Below are 17,544 nucleotides of genomic sequence, written 5' to 3' on the forward strand. Positions count from 1 at the left end.
CTGCGCAGCGCCGGAAGCGGGCCCGCGGGCTCTCGTAGGGTGGAGAGATGAACGACCTGGCGGATCACGCGCGCGGGCTGCGCACCCTTCCCCCGTCCTGCGGGCCGGTGCGGCTGATCGCGGTCGACGGCCACGCGGGGTCCGGCAAGAGCACCTTCGCCGGCCACCTGGCCGCCGCGCTCGGCGACGCCCCCGTGCTGCATCTGGACGACCTGGCCACCCACGACGAGCTCTTCGGCTGGGCGGACAGACTCCGGGCCCAGGTCCTGGATCCGCTCTCACGTGGCGAGCCCGCGCTCTACACCCCGTACGACTGGACGGCCCGGCGTTCCGGGCCGCCGAGGACACTGGATCCCGCCCCCGTGATGCTGATCGAGGGGGTGGGTGCGGGCCGCTCGGCGGTGCGGCCGTTCCTCGCGGGACTGCTGTGGATCGAAGGCGACAGCGAGGCTTCCTGGGAGCGGGGCAGACACCGCGACGGCCCCGGCCTCTCGGATTTCTGGGACGGCTGGACCGTCGCGGAGCAGCGGCATTTCGCCGACGATCCCTCGTATCCCTTCGCTGATGCCGTGATACGCCGGATGCCGATGGGGTACGAGTGGCTGGAAGGGCTTCATCCGACAGCGGTGGCGAGTCGAATCATCACGGACAGTGAAGCCTGAGCATCGCCATACCGGGCAGTAGGAAAAGGCCCCGGAGGTGCCCCAACTCGGCTTGACCGAGGGCCCGTACAGGTCTTACGTTCTCAATGTGCGGCTTTCCGAAGCCCTCGAAGACGCGAAGCCCCCGGTCGTTCCCCCGTGACCGGGGGCTTCGTTCTGCCCTCCCGCCCGCGCCCGGCCGGGTCGGTCGCTCACCCTGGGTCACCACCCCCGAAGCGCCGGTAACGCCCTTAACCGCTCACTCCCTGTACAGGTACGATGCCTCTCGGGTGTGGTCAATTCCCGTCCCCAGCACGGTGATTAGGTGTGTCGCGCTGGGCATGCTGTGCGGGCGGGGCATTCTGGGGGCACGGTTTGTGGGGGACCTGATGGACATCGGCACGCCGGGCACGCAGGCCCCGGCCGACCTTGCCTGGCTGCGCGGGGTGGACGCCTACACCATGGGCGCGTACCCGCAGGCCGAGGAGGAGTTCAGAGCCGCGGTGCGTTTGGATCCCGGCATGGCGGACGGCTGGCTGGGCCTGCACGCGCTGCGGATCGACACCACCACGGCGCTGTTACGCATGTACCGCCATCGCGACCGATTCGGCGAGCAGCGCACCCGCCATCGCCGCACCCTCAACTCGTGGTACTGGCTCGGCTGGTGGGTGCAGCCCGTACTGGAGAGCCCGCGCGATCTACTCCTCGCGCACGCCTCGCACTGGCTGGACGGGCGCCATGTGCCGGAGCTGGACCGGGCGTTGGCGGGCCTGCCGCCGGTCGACACCGATCCCCAGGTGCGCTTCCTGCACGCCTGCCGCTCCTACCTGGTCAAGGACTGGGAGCAGCTCGTGCGCACCACGGAACAGCTGATCGACGACCCGCTGCTCGGCATCGAGGCGGGCCTCTTCGGCGGCATGGCGCGGGTGCGCCTGGAGATGTACGGGCAGGCGGAGCCCCTCCTGTCCGCCGCGCTGATGCGCTGTCGCAGCGAACAGCCGCAGCGCAAGGAGCTGCGCTACTGGCTGGCGCGGGCCCACGAGGGCACCGGCCGCAGCGCGGCGGCACTGCCGCTGTACCGCGCGGTGCACCGGGTGGATTCGGCGTTCATGGACACCTCGGCCAGACTCGCGGCGATCTCCGAGGGGGACGGCTACGACGAGGCCGCCGACCTGGCCGCTTTCTCACTGGCCGGCATCGGTTCGGACGGCACGGGCGTGGAGACCCGGACGGACGGGGACACGGCGCTCGGCACCGACCTGGTGGACGGCCGTGAGCCCTGGCTGGGCGGCGACCCGCAGGCCCTGCCCGGGGCCGTGGTGCCACCGTCCGGGCCCGGTGGTGACGGGGCGCGGACGAAGCCCGGGGCGCCGAGGGCCACCGCCTTCCCGGCGGGACCGAGCGACCCGGTGATGCTGGAGGAGGCCTTGGCGGCACTCGAGCGCATGGTCGGACTCGAACCCGTGAAGCGCCAGGTCAAGGCCCTGTCCGCACAGCTGAACATGGCGCGTCTGCGTGCGGAGCAGGGGCTCCCGGTGCAGCCGCCGAAGCGCCACTTCGTCTTCTCCGGCCCGTCCGGGACGGGCAAGACCACGGTCGCCCGCATCCTGGGCAGGGTGTTCTACGCCCTCGGGCTGCTGGGCGGCGACCATCTGGTGGAGGCCCAACGGTCGGACCTGGTGGGCGAGTTCCTCGGTCAGACAGCGGTGAAGGCCAATGAGCTGATCGATTCGGCGCTCGGCGGGGTGCTGTTCGTGGACGAGGCGTACAGCCTCTCCAACTCCGGTTACAGCAAGGGCGACGCGTACGGCGACGAGGCCCTGCAGGTCCTTCTCAAGCGGGCCGAGGACAACAGGGACCATCTGGTCGTCATCCTCGCCGGTTATCCCGAGGGCATGGACCGGCTGCTCTCCACCAACCCGGGGCTCTCCTCGCGCTTCACCACGCGGGTCGACTTCCCGAGCTACCGCCCTCTCGAACTCACCGCGATCGGCGGGGTGCTGGCCGCCGAGAACGGCGACGTGTGGGACGAGGAGTCCCTCGACGAGCTGCGCAGCATCAGTGGCCACGTGGTCGACCAGGGCTGGATCGACGAGCTGGGCAACGGCCGTTTCCTGCGCACCCTCTACGAGAAGAGCTGCGCCTACCGTGATCTGAGGCTGTCCGGCTACGCCGCCGCGCCGACCCGGGAGGATCTGGCCACCCTGCGGCTGCCGGATCTCATGCAGGCCTACGGCGAGGTGCTGTCGGGGCGGGGGCCGGTCGACCGGGGGAAGCAGGAGCCCGGGGCCCTGTGACGTCGCCGGCGGACGGCCCCGGCGGGGCCGCCCGGCGGCGCAGTGGATCCCCCCCGGTGGTCACCCCAGGGGAGCCATGGCCTTCGGCGCCTCCACCGTGCGGCGGGGCACCGTGACACGGTGGGCCGGGTCGCGGACCTCGCCCACGAGCTTCTCCAGGACGTCCTCCATGGCGACCAGGCCGAGCACCCTGCCCGACGCGTCGGCGACCTGCGCCAGATGCGTGGCAGCGCGGCGCATGACCGTCAGGGCGTCGTCCAGAGGGAGTTCGGCCCGTACGGTCGCCATCGGGCGCCAGATCTGCTGCGGGACCGCACGATCGCCGTCCTCCAGCTCCAGCACGTCCTTGACGTGCAGATAGCCCATGAACGGGCCGCCTCCCTCCGCGCGGACGGGAAAGCGCGAGTAGCCGGTCCGTACCGTCAGCTCCTCCACCCGGCGAGGGGTGACGGAGGGGCCCACCGTCACCAGGGACGCCCGGTCCAGCAGGACGTCGGTGACAGGCCTGCTGCCCAGTTCGAGGGCGTCCCCGAGACGCTCCTGCGCCTCGGGTTCCAGCAGGCCGGCCAGGCCCGCGTCCTCCACCAGACGGTTGAGCTGCTCACTGGTGAAGACGGCCTCGACCTCGTCCTTCGGCTCGACCTTGAAGAGCCGCAGCACGAGCCTCGCGCAGGCCCCGAGGGCGGAGGTGACCGGCCGGCAGAGCCGGGCGAAACCGACCAGTCCGGGGCTGAGCCACATCGCGGTCCTCTCGGGGGCCGCCATCGCCAGGTTCTTCGGGACCATCTCGCCGATGACGAGGTGGAGGAAGACCACGGAGACGAGCGCCACCGCGAAGCCGAGCGGGTGGACGAGCCCTTCGGGCACGTGCGCCGCGTGGAAGACCGGCTCCAGGAGGTGGGCGACCGTCGGTTCCGCGACCGCGCCGAGCGTGAGGGAGCAGATGGTGATGCCGAACTGGGCGGCGGCCATCATCTGTGGCAGGTTCTCGAGCCCGTGCAGGACCTGTCCGGCCCGGCTCGACCCGGCTGCCGCGAGAGGTTCGACCTGGCTGCGCCGTACGGAGACGAGCGCGAACTCGGCTCCGACGAAGAAGCCGTTCGCCAGCACGAGGAGGCCGGCGAACACCAGCTGTACGAGGCTCATCGCACGGCCTCCAGCAGGTCCTGGGTGAGCCGCTCCGGCCGTGCCACCGAAGACGCCGACGGGTCCGTCAGACGGACGAAACGGACCTGCTCGGCCCGGTAGTGGCCGACCTGACGGACGGCGATCCGCCAGCCGGGCAGTTCGGCCCGGTCACCGGGTGCGGGGATGCGCCCCAGGAGGTCGGCGACCAGACCCGCCACGGTCTCGTAGGGCCCTTCGGGTACGTCGAGGCCTATCCGCCGCAGGGTCAGTACCCGGGTGCTGCCCTCCACGTCCCAGCCGGCCCTTCCGTCGTCGGCGACGACGGGTGTCAGCTCGGGACGGTCCGCGCCCTCCGCGTCGTGCTCGTCGCGGACCTCGCCCACGAGTTCCTCGACGATGTCCTCGAGGGTGACGACACCGGCGGTGCCGCCGTACTCGTCGACCACGACGGCTATCGGCTGCTCGCTGCGCAGCTGCTGGAGCAGCTGCTCGACGGGCAGGGTCTCCGGCACCAGGAGCGGCGCCACCGCGATCCGGCTCACCGGGGTCCGCTGCCGGTCCTGGGAGGGGACGGCCAGGGCGTTCTTGAGGTGGACCATGCCGACCACCTCGTCGATGCGGTCCCGGTATACGGGAAAGCGGGACAGGCCGGTGGCCCGCGTGAGGTTGAGGACGTCCGCGGCCGTCGCCGACGCCTGAAGCGCGCTGACCTTCACCCGGGGGGTCATGACGTGCTGTGCGGTGAGACCCGCGAGGGAGAGGGTCCGCACGAAGAGGTCGGCGGTGTCCTGCTCCAGGGTGCCGGCCTCGGCGGAGTGCCGGGCCAGCGAGACCAGCTCGCCCGGCGTCCTGGCGGAGGCGAGTTCGTCCGTCGGTTCGACGCCCAGCAGCCTGACCAGCCGGTTGGCGACGGCGTTGAGGGCGGTGATCACCGGTCGCAGAAGGGTGGAGAAGAGGTGCTGGGGGCCGGCGACGAACCGGGCGACCTGGAGCGGCCGGGAGACCGCCCAGTTCTTCGGCACGAGCTCGCCGATCACCATCTGGACGGCGGAGGCGAACAGCATGCCGATCACGACGCTCACCCCGGGAACGGCCCCGTGGGGCAGTCCGGTGGCGGTGAGCGGTCCGGCAAGCAGCTGGGCGAGTGCGGGTTCGGCGAGCATGCCGACGACCAGCGACGTGATGGTGATGCCGAGCTGGGTGCCGGAGAGCTGGAAGGAGAGCTCACGCAGGGCGGCGACGACGGTGCGGGCCCGGCGGTCGCCTTCGGCGGCGGCGCGTTCGGCGTCCGGCCGTTCCACCGTGACGAGCCCGAATTCGGCTGCCACGAAGAACCCGTTGGCGAGGATGAGAAGGAATGCCGCGAGGAGCAGCAACAGGGGGGTGGTCATGCCGCCGCCTCCGGGGAGAGGGCGGCGCAGGTACTACCGGACGATCCGTCCATTGCTGGAGGGAGTCACTCCTTGGGTCGCAGGAATATGCCCCGCGGGCCTCGGAGGGCCCATGGCGCGGGGCGGGGCGCACCCGGTGCGCCACCGGTCCCAGAATAATCGGGATCGGGCCGGACGGGGCAGGGGGCTCAGCCGTTCTCCGTGGCGTCGTTCACTCCACTGCCGTGGAATTCGACGAGGGCGCGGAGCGTGCGGGCGTCGCGGATGGCCCGGCCTTTGGCGAGCCCGGGCTGGATGCCGAGTGCGGGCATGCTCGTTCCGTCGCTGAGGTCGAGGAAGACCCACGGGTCACCGGCGCGCAGGTTGACGCGGAGGATCTCCGCCCAGGCCAGTCGGCGGGTACGGGTGATGTTGACGACCGTCACGCCTGCCGCGTCGGCGGTGATGTGGGGCCTGCCGAGCAGGGCGAGGACACCGAAGAAGAGCAGGGCGACGAAGACGAAGCTGGTCCGCTCCCCCGGGCTGAGGTTCTCCAGTATCACCGCGACGGCGGAGATGACGACGAACGTCGCCGCCCCCACGGCCAGCAGGACCACTCGGGTGAGGGTGGGCCTGAAGGTGGCCGGGAGTGCGGGGAGTTCGGTCGGCCGGGGCTCGGGGGCGGACATGGCGGCGCTGTCGTCCTTCGGAGTGCTGTGTGCGGCTGTCAGAGGCGGCAGGCGTGGATGGCCGTCGTGAGGATGGCGCGCGCGCCCAGTTCGTACAGGTCGTCCATGATCCGCTGGGCCTCCTTGGCCGCGACCATGGACCGGACGGCGACCCAGCCCTCGTGGTGCAGGGGGGAGATGGTCGGCGACTCCAGGCCCGGGGTGAGGGCGACCGCGCGCTCCAGGTGCTCGACGCGGCAGTCGTAGTCCATCATCACGTAGGAGCGGGCGACCAGGACGCCCTGCAGCCGGCGCAGGAACTGCTGCACCTTGGGGTCCTCGGTGTCGGCGCCCTTGCGACGGATCACGACGGCTTCCGACTTCATGATCGGCTCGCCGATGACCTCCAGCCCGGCATTGCGCAGGCTGGTGCCGGTCTCGACGACATCGGCGATGACCTGGGCGACACCGAGTTCGATGGCCGTCTCGACCGCGCCGTCGAGGTGCACGACGGAGGCCTCGACGCCGGCGTCGGCGAGGTGGGCCGCCACGATGCCCTCGTAGGAGGTGGCGATCGTCATGCCGTCGAAGTCCTTGGGACCGGTGGCCGTGCCGGGCTTGGTGGCGTAGCGGAAGGTCGAGCGCGCGAAGCCGAGCTGGAGGATCTCCTCGGCCTCGGCCCCGGAGTCCTGCAGCAGGTCGCGCCCGGTGATGCCGATGTCCAGGCGGCCGGAGCTCACGTAGATCGCGATGTCCCGCGGACGCAGGTAGAAGAACTCGACCTCGTTCGTGGGGTCGACCAGGACGAGTTCCTTCGACTCCTTGCGCTGCTGGTAGCCGGCCTCATGGAGCATCGCCATCGCAGGCCCGGAGAGTGAACCCTTGTTGGGAACGGCGATGCGCAGCATGAAGTCGGGTTTCCTTTGTGCGGAGGAGTGTTCGGGACGTGCGGGGGCGTGGCTCAGAGGTGCGCGTAGACGTCGTCGAGGGAGATCCCGCGGGCGACCATCATCACCTGGACGTGGTAGAGCAGTTGCGAGATCTCCTCGGCGGCGGCTTCCTTGCCCTCGTACTCGGCGGCCATCCAGACCTCGGCGGCCTCCTCGACGACCTTCTTGCCGATGGCATGCACACCCTTGTCGACCAGCTCGGCGGTGCGGGAGGTGGAGGGGTCGCCGTCGGCGGCCTTGCGCTGCAGCTCGGCGAAGAGCTCTTCGAAGGTTTTGTTGGCCATGATGGTCCTTAGAATACGGGGTCCCGGAGCGCCGGTCAGCGCCAGGGTTCGCTGACGGTGCGCAGCGTGGCGGCGGTGGCCACGGCGGCGGTGACCGCTTCGTGCCCCTTGTCCTCGTTGGAGCCCTCGAGTCCGGCCCGGTCCAGAGCCTGTTCCTCGTTGTCACAGGTGAGCACACCGAAGCCGACGGGAACACCGGTGTCGACCGTGACCTGGGTCAGGCCGTTGGTCACGCCCTGGGACACGTATTCGAAGTGCGGGGTGCCACCGCGGATGATCACCCCGAGGGCGACGATCGCGTCGTAGCCGCGACCGGCGAGCACCTTGGCGACCACCGGGAGCTCGAAGCTGCCGGGGACCCGCAGCAGGGTCGGTTCGTCGATGCCCAGGTCGCGCAGCGCGCGCAGGGCACCGTCGACGAGTCCGTCCATGACCTGCTCGTGCCACTGGGCGGCGATCACCGCCACCCGCAGGTCTCCGCAGTTGCGTACGGACAGTTCGGGTGCGCCCTTGCCGCTCATGTCTCTCCTGTGTGTTCGCGCGTTCGTGTGTGCGTCGGTGCTTACTGGTTGCCGCAGGCCGACGCCGAGGCGTCGAGCCAGGGCAGGTCGTGCCCCATCCGGTCCCGCTTGGTGCGCAGGTACCGCAGGTTGTGCTCACCCGCCTGTACGGGCATGGGCTCACGCCCGGTGATCTCGAGCCCGTGCCGGACGAGCGCGGCGGTCTTGTCCGGGTTGTTGGTCATCAGACGCAGGGTGCGCACGCCGAGGTCCCGCAGGATCTGGGCACCGGCCGCGTAGTCCCGGGCGTCGGCGGGCAGTCCGAGTTCGAGATTGGCGTCGAGGGTGTCGGAGCCGCGCTCCTGGAGTTCGTACGCCCGCATCTTGGACAGCAGGCCGATGCCTCGGCCCTCGTGGCCGCGCAGGTAGACGACGACCCCGCGGCCCTCGGCCGTGACGCGTTCCATGGAGGTGTGCAGTTGGGGTCCGCAGTCGCAGCGCTGGGACTGGAAGATGTCACCGGTCAGGCATTCGGAGTGGACCCGGACGAGGACGTCCTGGCCGTCACCGATGTCACCGTGGACGAGCGCCACGTGCTCGACGCCGTCGACGGTGGAGCGGTAGCCGTACGCGGTGAACGGGCCGAAGGCCGTGGGCAGCCGGACCTCGGCCTCACGGCGCACGGTGGGCTCGGAACCGCGGCGGTAGGCGATCAGGTCCTCGATGGAGATGATCGTGAGGCCGTGCTTGCGGGCGAACGGGACGAGTTCCGGCAGCCGCAGCATCACCCCGTCCTCGCCGGCGATCTCGACGATGGCACCCGCGGGGCGCAGTCCGGCGAGCCTGGCCAGGTCCACGGCGGCCTCGGTGTGGCCGTTGCGGACGAGGACTCCGCCGGCGCGGGCGCGGAGCGGGAAGACGTGGCCGGGACGTACGAAGTCGCCGGGACCCGCCTTGCCCCCTGCCAGCATCCGGAGGGTGGTGGCGCGGTCGGCCGCGGAGATGCCGGTGGTCACCCCGTGCGCCGCGGAGGCGTCCACGGAGACGGTGAAGGCCGTCTGCATCGACTCGGTGTTGTGCGTGACCATCTGCGGGAGTTCGAGCCGTTCCAGCTCGTCGTCCTCCATCGGCGCGCAGATCAGGCCGCGGCACTCGCTCATCATGAAGGCGACGATCTCGGGCGTCGCCTTCTCGGCGGCGATGACGAGGTCGCCCTCGTTCTCCCGGTCCTCGTCGTCGACGACCACGACGGGCCGTCCGGCGGCGATGTCGCGGACCGCCTGTTCGACGGGGTCGAGCGCGAGGTCCTCGAGGGTGCGGTCGTGCAACCAGGTGGGCTGGGCAGTCATGCCGTGGCTCCTTCCAGAGCGGGTGTCCGCGTACGCAGCCACCAGTCGCGCATGCCCCACAGGACGAGGGCCCCGTAGACGACGTAGATGAGACCGGAGAAGGCGAGGCCGCTGTGGAAGTTGAGCGGTACGCCGACGAGGTCGACGAGCAGCCAGGCGAACCAGAACTCGACCATGCCCCGAGCCTGGGCGATCATCGCCACCAGCGTGCCGGCGAAGATGTAGGCGTCCGCCCACGGGCTCCAGGAGAGCGACGGGAAGGCGGTGAACAGTCCGCCGACCGCGAGGGTGCCGAGCACGGCGCCGCCCACCAGGTACCCGCGCTCGCGCCAGGTCGCGAAGCGCACGGCGATCGATCCGTCCTGCGCCTGCTGCCTGCCGCGGGTCCACTGCTGCCAGCCCCAGACGGCGACGGCGACGACGATCAGCTGCTTGCCGACGCTGCCCGCCTGCTGCACGGAGACGTTGGCGGCGATCAGGACGACGCCGGACAGGAGCTGGGCGGGCCAGGTCCAGACCGACCGGAGCCAGCCGAGCGCGAGGGCGATCAGGCCGATCGTGTTGCCGAGCATGTCCGACCAGATGATGTGCTGTCCGAAGGCGGTGAACGCCTCCGAGTTCAGCCAGTCCAGAGCGCTCATGCGACCGGCCCCCCGGATCGCGGCACGACCCCGTGGCCGAGCAGGCGTTCGACGTACTTGGCGAGGACGTCCACCTCGAGGTTGACCGGGTCGCCGGGCTCCTTGATGCCGAGCGTGGTCAGCGCGAGGGTGGTGGGGATGAGACTGATCGTGAAGTAGTCGGAGCCCGCGTCGACCACGGTCAGGCTCACCCCGTCGACGGTGATCGAGCCCTTCTCCACCACGTAACGGCTCAGTCCCTGGGGCAGCGAGACCGTGACGATCTCCCAGTTCTCGGAGACCTTGCGCTCCACGATGTGGCCCGTGCCGTCCACGTGCCCCTGGACGATGTGCCCGCCGAGGCGGCCACCGAGGGCCATGGGGCGCTCCAGGTTGACCCGGGAGCCTGCCGCCAGCGCGCCGAGGCTGGAGCGGTCCAGCGTCTCGGCCATGACGTCGGCGGTGAACTCGTTCTCCCCGAGGTCCACGACGGTGAGGCAGACGCCGTTGACGGCGATGGAGTCGCCGTGCTTGGCGCCCTCGGTCACCACAGGGCCGCGCAGTCGGAAGCGGGAGGCGTCGTCGAGCTTCTCGACGGCAGTGACCTCACCCAGTTCTTCGACGATTCCGGTGAACACTCAGTTTCCCTTCCGAGCAGGAACAGGGACGGCGGTGATGCGCAGATCAGGGCCGATACGGACGGACTCGGTCACGTGGAGGCGCAACGCCTGGGAGATGGTGGAGATTCCGGCGTCGGCGAGAGCCGCGGGGCCCGCGCCGAGGAGGACCGGGGCGAGATAGCCGACGACGGTGTCGACCGCTCCCGCGGAGACGAAGGAGCCGGCCAGGACCGGCCCGCCTTCGAGGAGGACGGAACGGATTCCCCGGCCGTGGAGGGCGGCGAGCAGCGCGTCGATGTCCAGGCCGGGCCCCTGGGCGGCGCGCGGCAGGCGCAGCACGGCGTCCTCGGGGAGGTGGCCGGCCTCGGCGTCGTCGGCGACCGCGATCAGGGTGGGCGCGGTCGGGTCGAGGACCCGGGCGCCGGGCCGCACGGCGGTGGCGCCGGTGTCGACGACCACCCGGAGCGGCTGGGTGGCGCCCTCGATGCCGCGCACGCCCAGCTGGGGGTCGTCGGCACGGGCGGTTCCGGAGCCGACCACCACGGCGTCGGCCTCCGCGCGCAGCCGGTGGACGTCGGCGCGGGCCTCGGGGGACGTGATCCAGCGGCTGGTGGCGTCGGCGGCGGCGATCCGGCCGTCGAGGGTCGCCGCGTACTTCCACAGGACGTACGGGCGGCCGAGGCGGACCGAGGTGAGCCAGGCGCTGTTGCCGGCCTCCGCCTCGTCGGCGAGGAGGCCCTGCTCCACCTGGACGCCTGCGGCACGCAGGGTGTCCGCGCCGCCCGTGGCCTGCGGATTCGGGTCGCCCACCGCGTAGACGACACGGTGGACGCCGGCCTCGACGAGTGCCTGGGCACAGGGGCCGGTGCGGCCGGTGTGGTTACAGGGTTCGAGGGTGACGCAGGCGGTGCCGCCCCGGGCCCGCTCGCCGGCCTCACGCAGGGCGTGGATCTCGGCGTGCGGCCCTCCGGCGCGCTGGTGGAAGCCTTCGCCGGCCTGTTCCCCGGCGGCGTCGAGGATGACGCAGCCGACGACCGGATTCGGGCTGGTGGCGCCGAGTCCGCGGGCTGCGAGCGTGATCGCCCGCCGCATGGCGGTTCTTTCGGCTGCGGTGGCCACCGGGTCCTCCTGCCTCTTCGGGCACGGACTCCGGGGCCTGTCGACGACGACAGATGAAACGGAACGCAACAGGGGAACGCCGTAAACCGAAGACACGGATGTGGTCGTCCCGGGACTTCCCGGAACGCATCCGCCTACGGCGGCGTACCTGTGACGGCCCGCCGCGCACTGCCTCCCATCCGGACTTTCACCGTCGGTCCAGGAATCTCACCTGGTCAACCGGCCGCTGGATGCGGACGGGTCGCGGACTATAACCGCCGGTTCGGAATTACACCGACCCCGGAGTGCGCTGCTGCTGGTACAGAACACATTCTGCCACGGTCCGCCCTGGTCCATACGGGTGCCCTCTGTGGAACAGCTCACAGAGGGACGCGTACGGCGTCACGGGGTGTGACGCCCCGCTCCGAAGAGGGCGTCCTGCGCGGCGTCCCGGGCGGCGAACAGCCCGCCGCGCAGGACCGCGCCGCCGCCCAGCGTCCCGGCCCTGACCTCCGTGCGCAGCGGTGACATCCGGGCCAGTCGCTCCTCCACCAGCGCGGCGAGCGCGACGCCGCCGGCGCGCCCGACCTCGCCGGCCAGGACGAGGCAGCCGGGGTCGAGCACGGAGACGACGGAAGCGGCTCCGATCGCGAGGCGGTCCGCGAGTGCCGCCAGGAAGGCCTCACCGCCCGCGTCACCGGCGCGCAGCGCGGCCCGGACGGCGAACGCGGCGGCGGGGTCCTGCTCCTGCGCCCCTCCCGTCGGGGGCTCCCCCGCCTGGATGCCGTGGTCCGTGGCCAGCCCGCAGACGGCGGCGGATCCCACCAAGGAGTGAAAACCCCCCTCGCAATTGACCGCCGAAGGGACCCCCGCGGTCCCGGGGACCGGCAGGAAACCGATCTCCCCCGCCCCGCCCGACGCGCCGCGGCGCAGCTTGCCGTCGAGCATGACGGCGGCGCCGATGCCGTGGCCGAGCCAGAGCAGGACGAAGGTGTCACGGTCGCGGGCGGCGCCGATGCGGTGCTCGGCGACGGCGGCGAGATTGGTCTCGTTCTCCACGAGGACGGTGGCGGGCAGGCGCGCCTGGAGTTCCCTGACCAGGCCCCGGTGCCAGGCGGGAAGCCCGGCGGTGTTCCGGAGCTCACCGGTGACGGGGTCGATCAGGCCGGGGGCGCCGATGCCGACGCTGTGCAGCGGGGCCGTGCCCGCGGTGCGGGCGGTGCGCTCCAGCATCGCGACGGCCCGCTCGACCGCGGGCCGCGTCCCGGTGTCACTGCCGATGGGCAGGGTCGCCTCGGCGAGCGTCACGCCGAGCAGATCCGCGACGGCCACGGCCACGCTGTCCGTACGCACGTCCAGGGCGGCCAGATGCGCCCGGTCGGCGACGATCCCGTACAGGCGGGCGTTGGGTCCGCGGCGGTCCGAGCCGCTCTCCCCGACGACCCGGACGAGGCCGGCGTCCTGCAACCGGTCCACCAGATCGGCGACCGTGGGCCGGGACAGGCCCGTCAGGGTCTTCAGCTGAGTGGCCGTCAGCGGGCCGTCCTGCTGGAGGAGCCGCAGGGCGAGCCGGTCGTTGATGGCCCTGGCGGTGCTCGGGGATGCGGGCATGCCGGGATCCTTCCAGATCGCTGACGGTCCATCGCCATGGGGTTATTTATCAGGCAGGGTTCCTGATAGTTTACGCCCCGCAACGCGCGACGCCCTCCGGAGGACACCGGCGGGCAGGGATCTTCAGGGGAGGGCACGGCGTATGACGAAGGATCCAGCGGTTTCGGTCATCGGCACGGAGCAGGTCAGGCGGGCGAGGTACGCGGTCGCCGCGGTCTTCGCCGTGCACGGGGCGGTGACCGGCAGTTTCGCGACCCGGGTCCCGTGGATCCAGGACCACGCATCGGTGAGCGCGGGTGAGCTCGGTCTCGCACTCGCCTTCCCCGCCATCGGCGCCTCGCTGGCCATGCCACTGGCGAGCGGCGTCAGTCACCGTTTCGGGGCCCGGACGGCCCTGCGCGGGCTGTTGGCACTCTGGACACTGGCGCTGATCCTGCCGGCCCTGGCCCCGAACCTGCTCACACTCTGCCTCGCGCTGTTCGTGTACGGCGCGGCCGCGGGGATGTCGGACGTGGCGATGAACGCGCTCGGCGTAGAGGTGGAGAACCGCCTCGACAAGTCGATCATGTCCGGGCTGCACGGCATGTGGAGCGTGGGCGCCCTGATCGGTTCGGCGGCGGGCACGGTCGCGGCCCACGTGGGCGCCGACGCCCGGTTGCACCACACCCTGGCCGCGCTGGTGCTGACAGCGCTCGGCCTGGCCGCCTGCCAGGGCGTCCTGGACCTGCGCAGCGAGCCCGACGAGGAGCCGCCGCCGCGCTTCACCCTGCCGCCGAAGTCCGCACTGGTCATCGGAGCGGTGGGCTTCTGCGCGGTGTTCGCCGAGGGGGCCAGCATGGACTGGTCGGCTGTCTACCTCCGGGACGTCATGGGCAGCTCGGCCGGGCTCGCCGCGGCGTCGACCACGGCGTTCGCCCTCATGATGGCCATCGCCCGGATCGCCGGCGACAAGGTCGTCGACCGTTTCGGCGCGGTCCGGACCGTGCGGGTCGGAGGCGTCCTGGCCACGGCCGGTGGGCTGCTCGTGGTCCTGTCACCCGGCCCCGCCCTGGCGCTCACCGGCTTCGGGCTGCTGGGCCTGGGCGTGGCGGTCGTCGTTCCGCTGGCGTTCGCCGCGGCCGGACGCAGCGGCTCGAACCCGAGCCGGGCCATCGCGGGCGTCGCCACGATCACGTACACCTCCGGGCTCATCGCCCCGTCCGCGATCGGCTCGCTGGCGGAGGCGACCTCGCTGCTCGTGTCGTTCGGTCTGGTGACGGTGCTGGCCTTCGGGCTCGTCCTGGGGGCCGGGGTGCTGCGGGCAGGCGACCGCAAGGTCGCGGAAGGCGGCGCCCCGCGGCCGGCGCCGACCCGGAGCCCGGCAGGCAGCTGACGCCCGGCCCACGGCGGGAGGGTAGGGACCGCAGCGGTCGGCGGGCGGGCGACGGCCGGGCGGAACGCGTGGTTCCGCCCGCGGCGGGGGTGGGCGGAACGGGTGGTCCCGCCCGCGGCGGGGCCGAGCGCGAGGGCACGGCGCTGCGGCACTAACATGGCTCTGATCTTTTCCGCGGGTGGACCCCCAGGGCGCACCGCACACACCAATCAGGGAGCGACCATGGGCCTCGGCGTGCGCTGGACCTTGCACGGCGACGGAAAGACGCCCGCACCGGGGGCCGTGGTGCGCCCCGACGAGCGGCTCTCCTGGCCCCGCACGTTCGGCCTGGGTGCCCAGCACGTGGTGGCCATGTTCGGCGCGTCCTTCGTGGCGCCCGTCCTGATGGGCCTCGACCCGAACCTCGCCATCATGATGTCCGGCGTCGCCACCGCCATCTTCCTCCTGGCGACGAAGGGCAGGGTGCCCAGCTACCTGGGGTGCTCGCTCTCCTTCGTCGGCGTGGCCGCCACGATCCGGGCCAGTGGCGGCAGCAGTGCGACCGTCACGGGCGCGGTGCTGGTGGTCGGTGCCGTGCTGTTCCTGGTGGGGCTCGTGGTGCAGCGGTTCGGCGCGCGGATCATCCACGCGGCGATGCCCCCCGTGGTGACCGGGGCCGTCGTGATGCTGATCGGCTTCAACCTGGCGCCCGTCACCGCGTCGACGTACTGGCCGCAGGACCAGTGGACGGCCCTCCTGGTGATGCTGTTCACGGGCCTGGCCGTGGTCTGCCTGCGCGGGTTCTTCTCCCGTATCGCGATCTTCCTCGGGCTCGTCTTCGGCTATGTCCTTTCATGGGTGCTCGACCTGGTCCTCGGGAAGATCCACTCCCCGGCCGGCGGCGCCGAGGCCGTCGACCACTGGCGGCTGGACCTGTCGGCCGTGGGGAACGCGGACTGGATCGGGCTGCCGTCCTTCCACGCGCCGAGCTTCGAGTGGTCGGCGATCCTGGTCGCGCTGCCGGTCGTCATCGCCCTCATCGCCGAGAACGCCGGGCATGTGAAGGCGGTCGGCGAGATGACCGGCGACTCCCTCGACGACAAGCTGGGCACCGCGATCGCCGCGGACGGCGCCGCCTCGATGCTGTCCACGGCCGTCGGCGGCCCGCCCAACACCACGTACTCCGAGAACATCGGGGTGATGGCGGCGACCCGGGTCTACTCCACCGCCGCCTACTGGGCCGCGGCCTGCTTCGCACTGCTCTTCGGCCTGTGCCCCAAGTTCGGCGCGGTCGTGGCCGCGATCCCCGGCGGCGTGCTCGGCGGCATCACCGTCATCCTGTACGGCATGATCGGCCTGCTGGGCGCCCAGATCTGGCTGAACGCCAAGGTCGACCTGCGCAATCCCCTCAACCTCGTGCCCGCCGCCGCGGGCATCATCATCGGCGTCGGCGGTGTCAGCCTGAAGATCACCGACAACTTCGAGCTGAGCGGGATCGCCCTCGGCACGCTCGTCGTGATCACCGGCTATCACGCACTGCGGGCCTTCGCCCCCGCGCACCTCAAGACCCAGGAGCCCCTGCTCGACTCGGGAACGTCCCAGTACGACGACGAACCGCCGGCCGGGAAGTCCTGACGAAGCGAACGGCCGCTCCCGACCCGGCGGTACCCGCTCAGCCCGTGGCCGGCTCGTACGCGTGGTCGGGGGCGAACGAACCCGCCGGGCCTTGCGGCCGTCCGACTCCCCCGGCAGCCTCACCCACAGGTAGGCGTCGATCCGGGCCAGGCCGGAGACCGTCGTCGGGGTCCTGCCGAGTGCCCGGCCGGCGGGGTCGCACCACTCGCCGGCCTTCGGCGCCCCGTTGCCGTTGCGGCTGGTGTCGATGACGGCGCCCAGCCCAGGCCGTCCGCCCAGCGCGGCGATCACCCGCCGGGCGTACGCGGTCTCGTCGGCCGTGCTGTGGACGTCGGACACGTTGGTGAAGATGCCGTCGCCACTGGTGGCCGCGCCCGCCTCGCGGAGCGCCACCGCCTGTTTCTCGACGACGTCCCGGCCGGAGTGCCCGCCGTCGAGGTAGACCCTGGCCCCCGGTTTCGCCGCGTGCAGGGTCCGGCCCGCCCGGGCCAGGGACGCGAAGCGGTCGGTTCGCTGTGCGGCGGAGAGCCAGTCGGACCGGGCGATCGCGTCCGGCTCCAGGATCACGACGACCGGTCCGCTGCCGGGTCCTGCGGCGAAGTCCTTCATCCACGCGTCCCCTCCCCCGGCGCCGGTGTTCGTCCGATCCGATGACGTCACCGGCCCGTCGGCGCCCTGGCGAGCCCATGACTGCGACGCTGCCCGCATGGACCGGATCGAGCAGTTCGCAGTTCCGGCCGGCACGGCCGGCCCGGTGACCGATGTCGGAGCGGTGATCGGGCGGATGCGTGCGTTCCGCTCCGGCTGGCCGCCCGGCGACGGGGTGGCAATCTTCAACCAGGTCTATCTGACGGTCACGGAGACCGTCTCCCAGCACATCGCGGACGGAGCGTTCCGGGACCGGAAGGCCGTCGCCGCACTGGACGTGCGCTTCGCCGAGCACTATCTGACGGCGGTCGACACGGCCGTCTCGGGCGGCAGTCCGCCCGCGTGCTGGCGCCCTCTGTTCCAGTACCGGCGCCATCCGGGCGTACACCCCCTGCAGTTCGCACTGGCCGGTATCAACGCGCACATCGGACACGATCTCGCGCTGGCCGTCGTGGACACCTGCCGTACGCTCGGCTGCGCTCCGGCGGACCTGAAGGAGGAGTTCGACCGGGTGGGCGATCTTCTCGTGATGCTGGAGGAGCAGATCCGCGAAGATCTGATGCCGGGTCCCGATCTGCTGGAGGTCGCCGATCCGCTCATCCATCTCGCGGGGTCCTGGAGTCTGGAGCGGGCCCGCGATGCCTCGTGGACGGCGGCCCGGATGCTGTGGCAGCTGCGTGGGGTGCCGCCGTTGGCCGAGGAGTTCAGGGCGCGCATGGATGCCGGAACCGGGCTGGTGGGGCGCTTCCTGCTCACTCCGTGCCGCTGAAGCGC

At 71.7% G+C, this 17,544-nt stretch carries 16 protein-coding genes, 1 pseudogene and 1 riboswitch; of the genes and pseudogenes, 5 read left to right on the plus strand and 12 right to left on the minus strand.

Features of this window, described 5'->3' with window-relative positions; genetic code table 11:
• Positions 1-47 precede the first annotated feature (47 nt).
• Together OO67_RS27210 and OO67_RS27215 are read left to right on the plus strand one after the other, a co-directional pair.
• Positions 48-662, plus strand: coding sequence for a uridine kinase family protein (locus tag OO67_RS27210; protein ID WP_033304256.1), 615 nt, complete (start codon positions 48-50; stop codon positions 660-662).
• A gap of 368 nt (positions 663-1,030) precedes the next feature.
• Positions 1,031-2,938, plus strand: coding sequence for an AAA family ATPase (locus tag OO67_RS27215; protein WP_033304258.1), 1,908 nt, complete (start codon positions 1,031-1,033; stop codon positions 2,936-2,938).
• A gap of 60 nt (positions 2,939-2,998) precedes the next feature.
• Here OO67_RS27215 and OO67_RS27220 read toward each other — a convergent pair whose 3' ends face one another.
• The 11 genes from OO67_RS27220 to OO67_RS27270 form a co-directional block, all read right to left on the minus strand.
• On the minus strand, positions 2,999-4,084 hold the full coding sequence (locus tag OO67_RS27220) for a hemolysin family protein (RefSeq protein ID WP_033304259.1): 1,086 nt from the start codon (positions 4,082-4,084) through the stop codon (positions 2,999-3,001).
• Entirely contained in the window at positions 4,081-5,457 is a 1,377-nt protein-coding gene (locus tag OO67_RS27225) for a hemolysin family protein (RefSeq protein ID WP_033304261.1), read from the minus strand. Before OO67_RS27225 ends, OO67_RS27220 begins: the two co-directional genes overlap by 4 nt.
• Positions 5,458-5,645: 188 nt before the next feature.
• Positions 5,646-6,125 carry a PH domain-containing protein gene (locus OO67_RS27230; protein ID WP_033304262.1) on the minus strand — a complete coding sequence of 160 codons (480 nt, stop codon included), beginning with the start codon at positions 6,123-6,125 and terminating at the stop codon, positions 5,646-5,648.
• 38 nt (positions 6,126-6,163) lie between these two features.
• A complete protein-coding gene (hisG, locus tag OO67_RS27235) occupies positions 6,164-7,012 on the minus strand; it encodes an ATP phosphoribosyltransferase (RefSeq protein WP_033304264.1) in 849 nt (282 codons plus the stop codon).
• 53 nt (positions 7,013-7,065) lie between these two features.
• Complete coding sequence (locus OO67_RS27240) at positions 7,066-7,338, minus strand: phosphoribosyl-ATP diphosphatase (protein WP_033304265.1); 273 nt, start codon at positions 7,336-7,338, stop codon at positions 7,066-7,068.
• 35 nt (positions 7,339-7,373) lie between these two features.
• Positions 7,374-7,859 carry a 6,7-dimethyl-8-ribityllumazine synthase gene (ribH, locus tag OO67_RS27245; protein ID WP_033304266.1) on the minus strand — a complete coding sequence of 162 codons (486 nt, stop codon included), beginning with the start codon at positions 7,857-7,859 and terminating at the stop codon, positions 7,374-7,376.
• A 41-nt stretch (positions 7,860-7,900) separates the two neighbouring features.
• Positions 7,901-9,187, minus strand: coding sequence for a bifunctional 3,4-dihydroxy-2-butanone-4-phosphate synthase/GTP cyclohydrolase II (locus tag OO67_RS27250; RefSeq protein WP_033304268.1), 1,287 nt, complete (start codon positions 9,185-9,187; stop codon positions 7,901-7,903).
• Positions 9,184-9,828: a nicotinamide mononucleotide transporter family protein gene (locus tag OO67_RS27255; protein WP_033304270.1), complete on the minus strand. Its 645-nt coding sequence runs from the start codon at positions 9,826-9,828 to the stop codon at positions 9,184-9,186. The genes OO67_RS27250 and OO67_RS27255 overlap by 4 nt, the downstream gene beginning before the upstream one ends.
• Positions 9,825-10,445 (minus strand): riboflavin synthase, encoded by a 621-nt coding sequence (locus OO67_RS27260; protein ID WP_033304273.1) that lies wholly within the window; start codon positions 10,443-10,445, stop codon positions 9,825-9,827. Before OO67_RS27260 ends, OO67_RS27255 begins: the two co-directional genes overlap by 4 nt.
• Positions 10,446-11,546 (minus strand): bifunctional diaminohydroxyphosphoribosylaminopyrimidine deaminase/5-amino-6-(5-phosphoribosylamino)uracil reductase RibD, encoded by a 1,101-nt coding sequence (ribD, locus tag OO67_RS27265; RefSeq protein ID WP_033304274.1) that lies wholly within the window; start codon positions 11,544-11,546, stop codon positions 10,446-10,448. It abuts the gene before it with no gap.
• A gap of 161 nt (positions 11,547-11,707) precedes the next feature.
• A riboswitch (FMN riboswitch) is annotated at positions 11,708-11,838 on the minus strand.
• An 89-nt stretch (positions 11,839-11,927) separates the two neighbouring features.
• Positions 11,928-13,136: an ROK family transcriptional regulator gene (locus OO67_RS27270; RefSeq protein WP_033304276.1), complete on the minus strand. Its 1,209-nt coding sequence runs from the start codon at positions 13,134-13,136 to the stop codon at positions 11,928-11,930.
• A gap of 142 nt (positions 13,137-13,278) precedes the next feature.
• Here OO67_RS27270 and OO67_RS27275 point away from each other — a divergent pair, with 142 nt between their 5' ends.
• Both OO67_RS27275 and OO67_RS27280 read left to right on the plus strand, forming a co-directional pair.
• On the plus strand, positions 13,279-14,508 hold the full coding sequence (locus tag OO67_RS27275) for an MFS transporter (protein WP_033304278.1): 1,230 nt from the start codon (positions 13,279-13,281) through the stop codon (positions 14,506-14,508).
• A 222-nt stretch (positions 14,509-14,730) separates the two neighbouring features.
• Complete coding sequence (locus OO67_RS27280; protein ID WP_033304279.1) at positions 14,731-16,122, plus strand: uracil-xanthine permease family protein; 1,392 nt, start codon at positions 14,731-14,733, stop codon at positions 16,120-16,122.
• 150 nt (positions 16,123-16,272) lie between these two features.
• On the opposite strand, the pseudogene OO67_RS37250 reads toward OO67_RS27280, so the two are convergent.
• Positions 16,273-16,830, minus strand: a pseudogene (locus tag OO67_RS37250) (glycoside hydrolase family 6 protein); the annotation flags it as partial.
• On the opposite strand from OO67_RS37250, the gene OO67_RS27285 reads away from it, so the two are divergent.
• Entirely contained in the window at positions 16,829-17,539 is a 711-nt protein-coding gene (locus tag OO67_RS27285; RefSeq protein ID WP_033304280.1) for a DUF5995 family protein, read from the plus strand. The pseudogene OO67_RS37250 and the gene OO67_RS27285 overlap by 2 nt on opposite strands.
• Positions 17,540-17,544 lie beyond the last annotated feature (5 nt).

This window comes from Streptomyces atroolivaceus, from assembly GCF_000717025.1.
GTDB lineage: Bacteria > Actinomycetota > Actinomycetes > Streptomycetales > Streptomycetaceae > Streptomyces > Streptomyces atroolivaceus.

Excerpts from the sequence above, each read along its gene's own strand:
- OO67_RS27280 (WP_033304279.1), top strand. The coding sequence starts at position 14,731 with ATGGGCCTCGGCGTGCGCTGGACCTTGCACGGCGACGGAAAGACGCCC.
- OO67_RS27215 (WP_033304258.1), top strand. The coding sequence starts at position 1,031 with ATGGACATCGGCACGCCGGGCACGCAGGCCCCGGCCGACCTTGCCTGG.
- OO67_RS27210 (WP_033304256.1), top strand. The coding sequence starts at position 48 with ATGAACGACCTGGCGGATCACGCGCGCGGGCTGCGCACCCTTCCCCCG.
- OO67_RS27285 (WP_033304280.1), top strand. The coding sequence starts at position 16,829 with ATGGACCGGATCGAGCAGTTCGCAGTTCCGGCCGGCACGGCCGGCCCG.
- OO67_RS27275 (WP_033304278.1), top strand. The coding sequence starts at position 13,279 with ATGACGAAGGATCCAGCGGTTTCGGTCATCGGCACGGAGCAGGTCAGG.
- hisG (WP_033304264.1), bottom strand. The coding sequence starts at position 7,012 with ATGCTGCGCATCGCCGTTCCCAACAAGGGTTCACTCTCCGGGCCTGCG.
- OO67_RS27220 (WP_033304259.1), bottom strand. The coding sequence starts at position 4,084 with ATGAGCCTCGTACAGCTGGTGTTCGCCGGCCTCCTCGTGCTGGCGAAC.
- OO67_RS27250 (WP_033304268.1), bottom strand. The coding sequence starts at position 9,187 with ATGACTGCCCAGCCCACCTGGTTGCACGACCGCACCCTCGAGGACCTC.
- OO67_RS27240 (WP_033304265.1), bottom strand. The coding sequence starts at position 7,338 with ATGGCCAACAAAACCTTCGAAGAGCTCTTCGCCGAGCTGCAGCGCAAG.
- OO67_RS27270 (WP_033304276.1), bottom strand. The coding sequence starts at position 13,136 with ATGCCCGCATCCCCGAGCACCGCCAGGGCCATCAACGACCGGCTCGCC.
- OO67_RS27255 (WP_033304270.1), bottom strand. The coding sequence starts at position 9,828 with ATGAGCGCTCTGGACTGGCTGAACTCGGAGGCGTTCACCGCCTTCGGA.
- OO67_RS27225 (WP_033304261.1), bottom strand. The coding sequence starts at position 5,457 with ATGACCACCCCCCTGTTGCTGCTCCTCGCGGCATTCCTTCTCATCCTC.
- ribH (WP_033304266.1), bottom strand. The coding sequence starts at position 7,859 with ATGAGCGGCAAGGGCGCACCCGAACTGTCCGTACGCAACTGCGGAGAC.
- OO67_RS27230 (WP_033304262.1), bottom strand. The coding sequence starts at position 6,125 with ATGTCCGCCCCCGAGCCCCGGCCGACCGAACTCCCCGCACTCCCGGCC.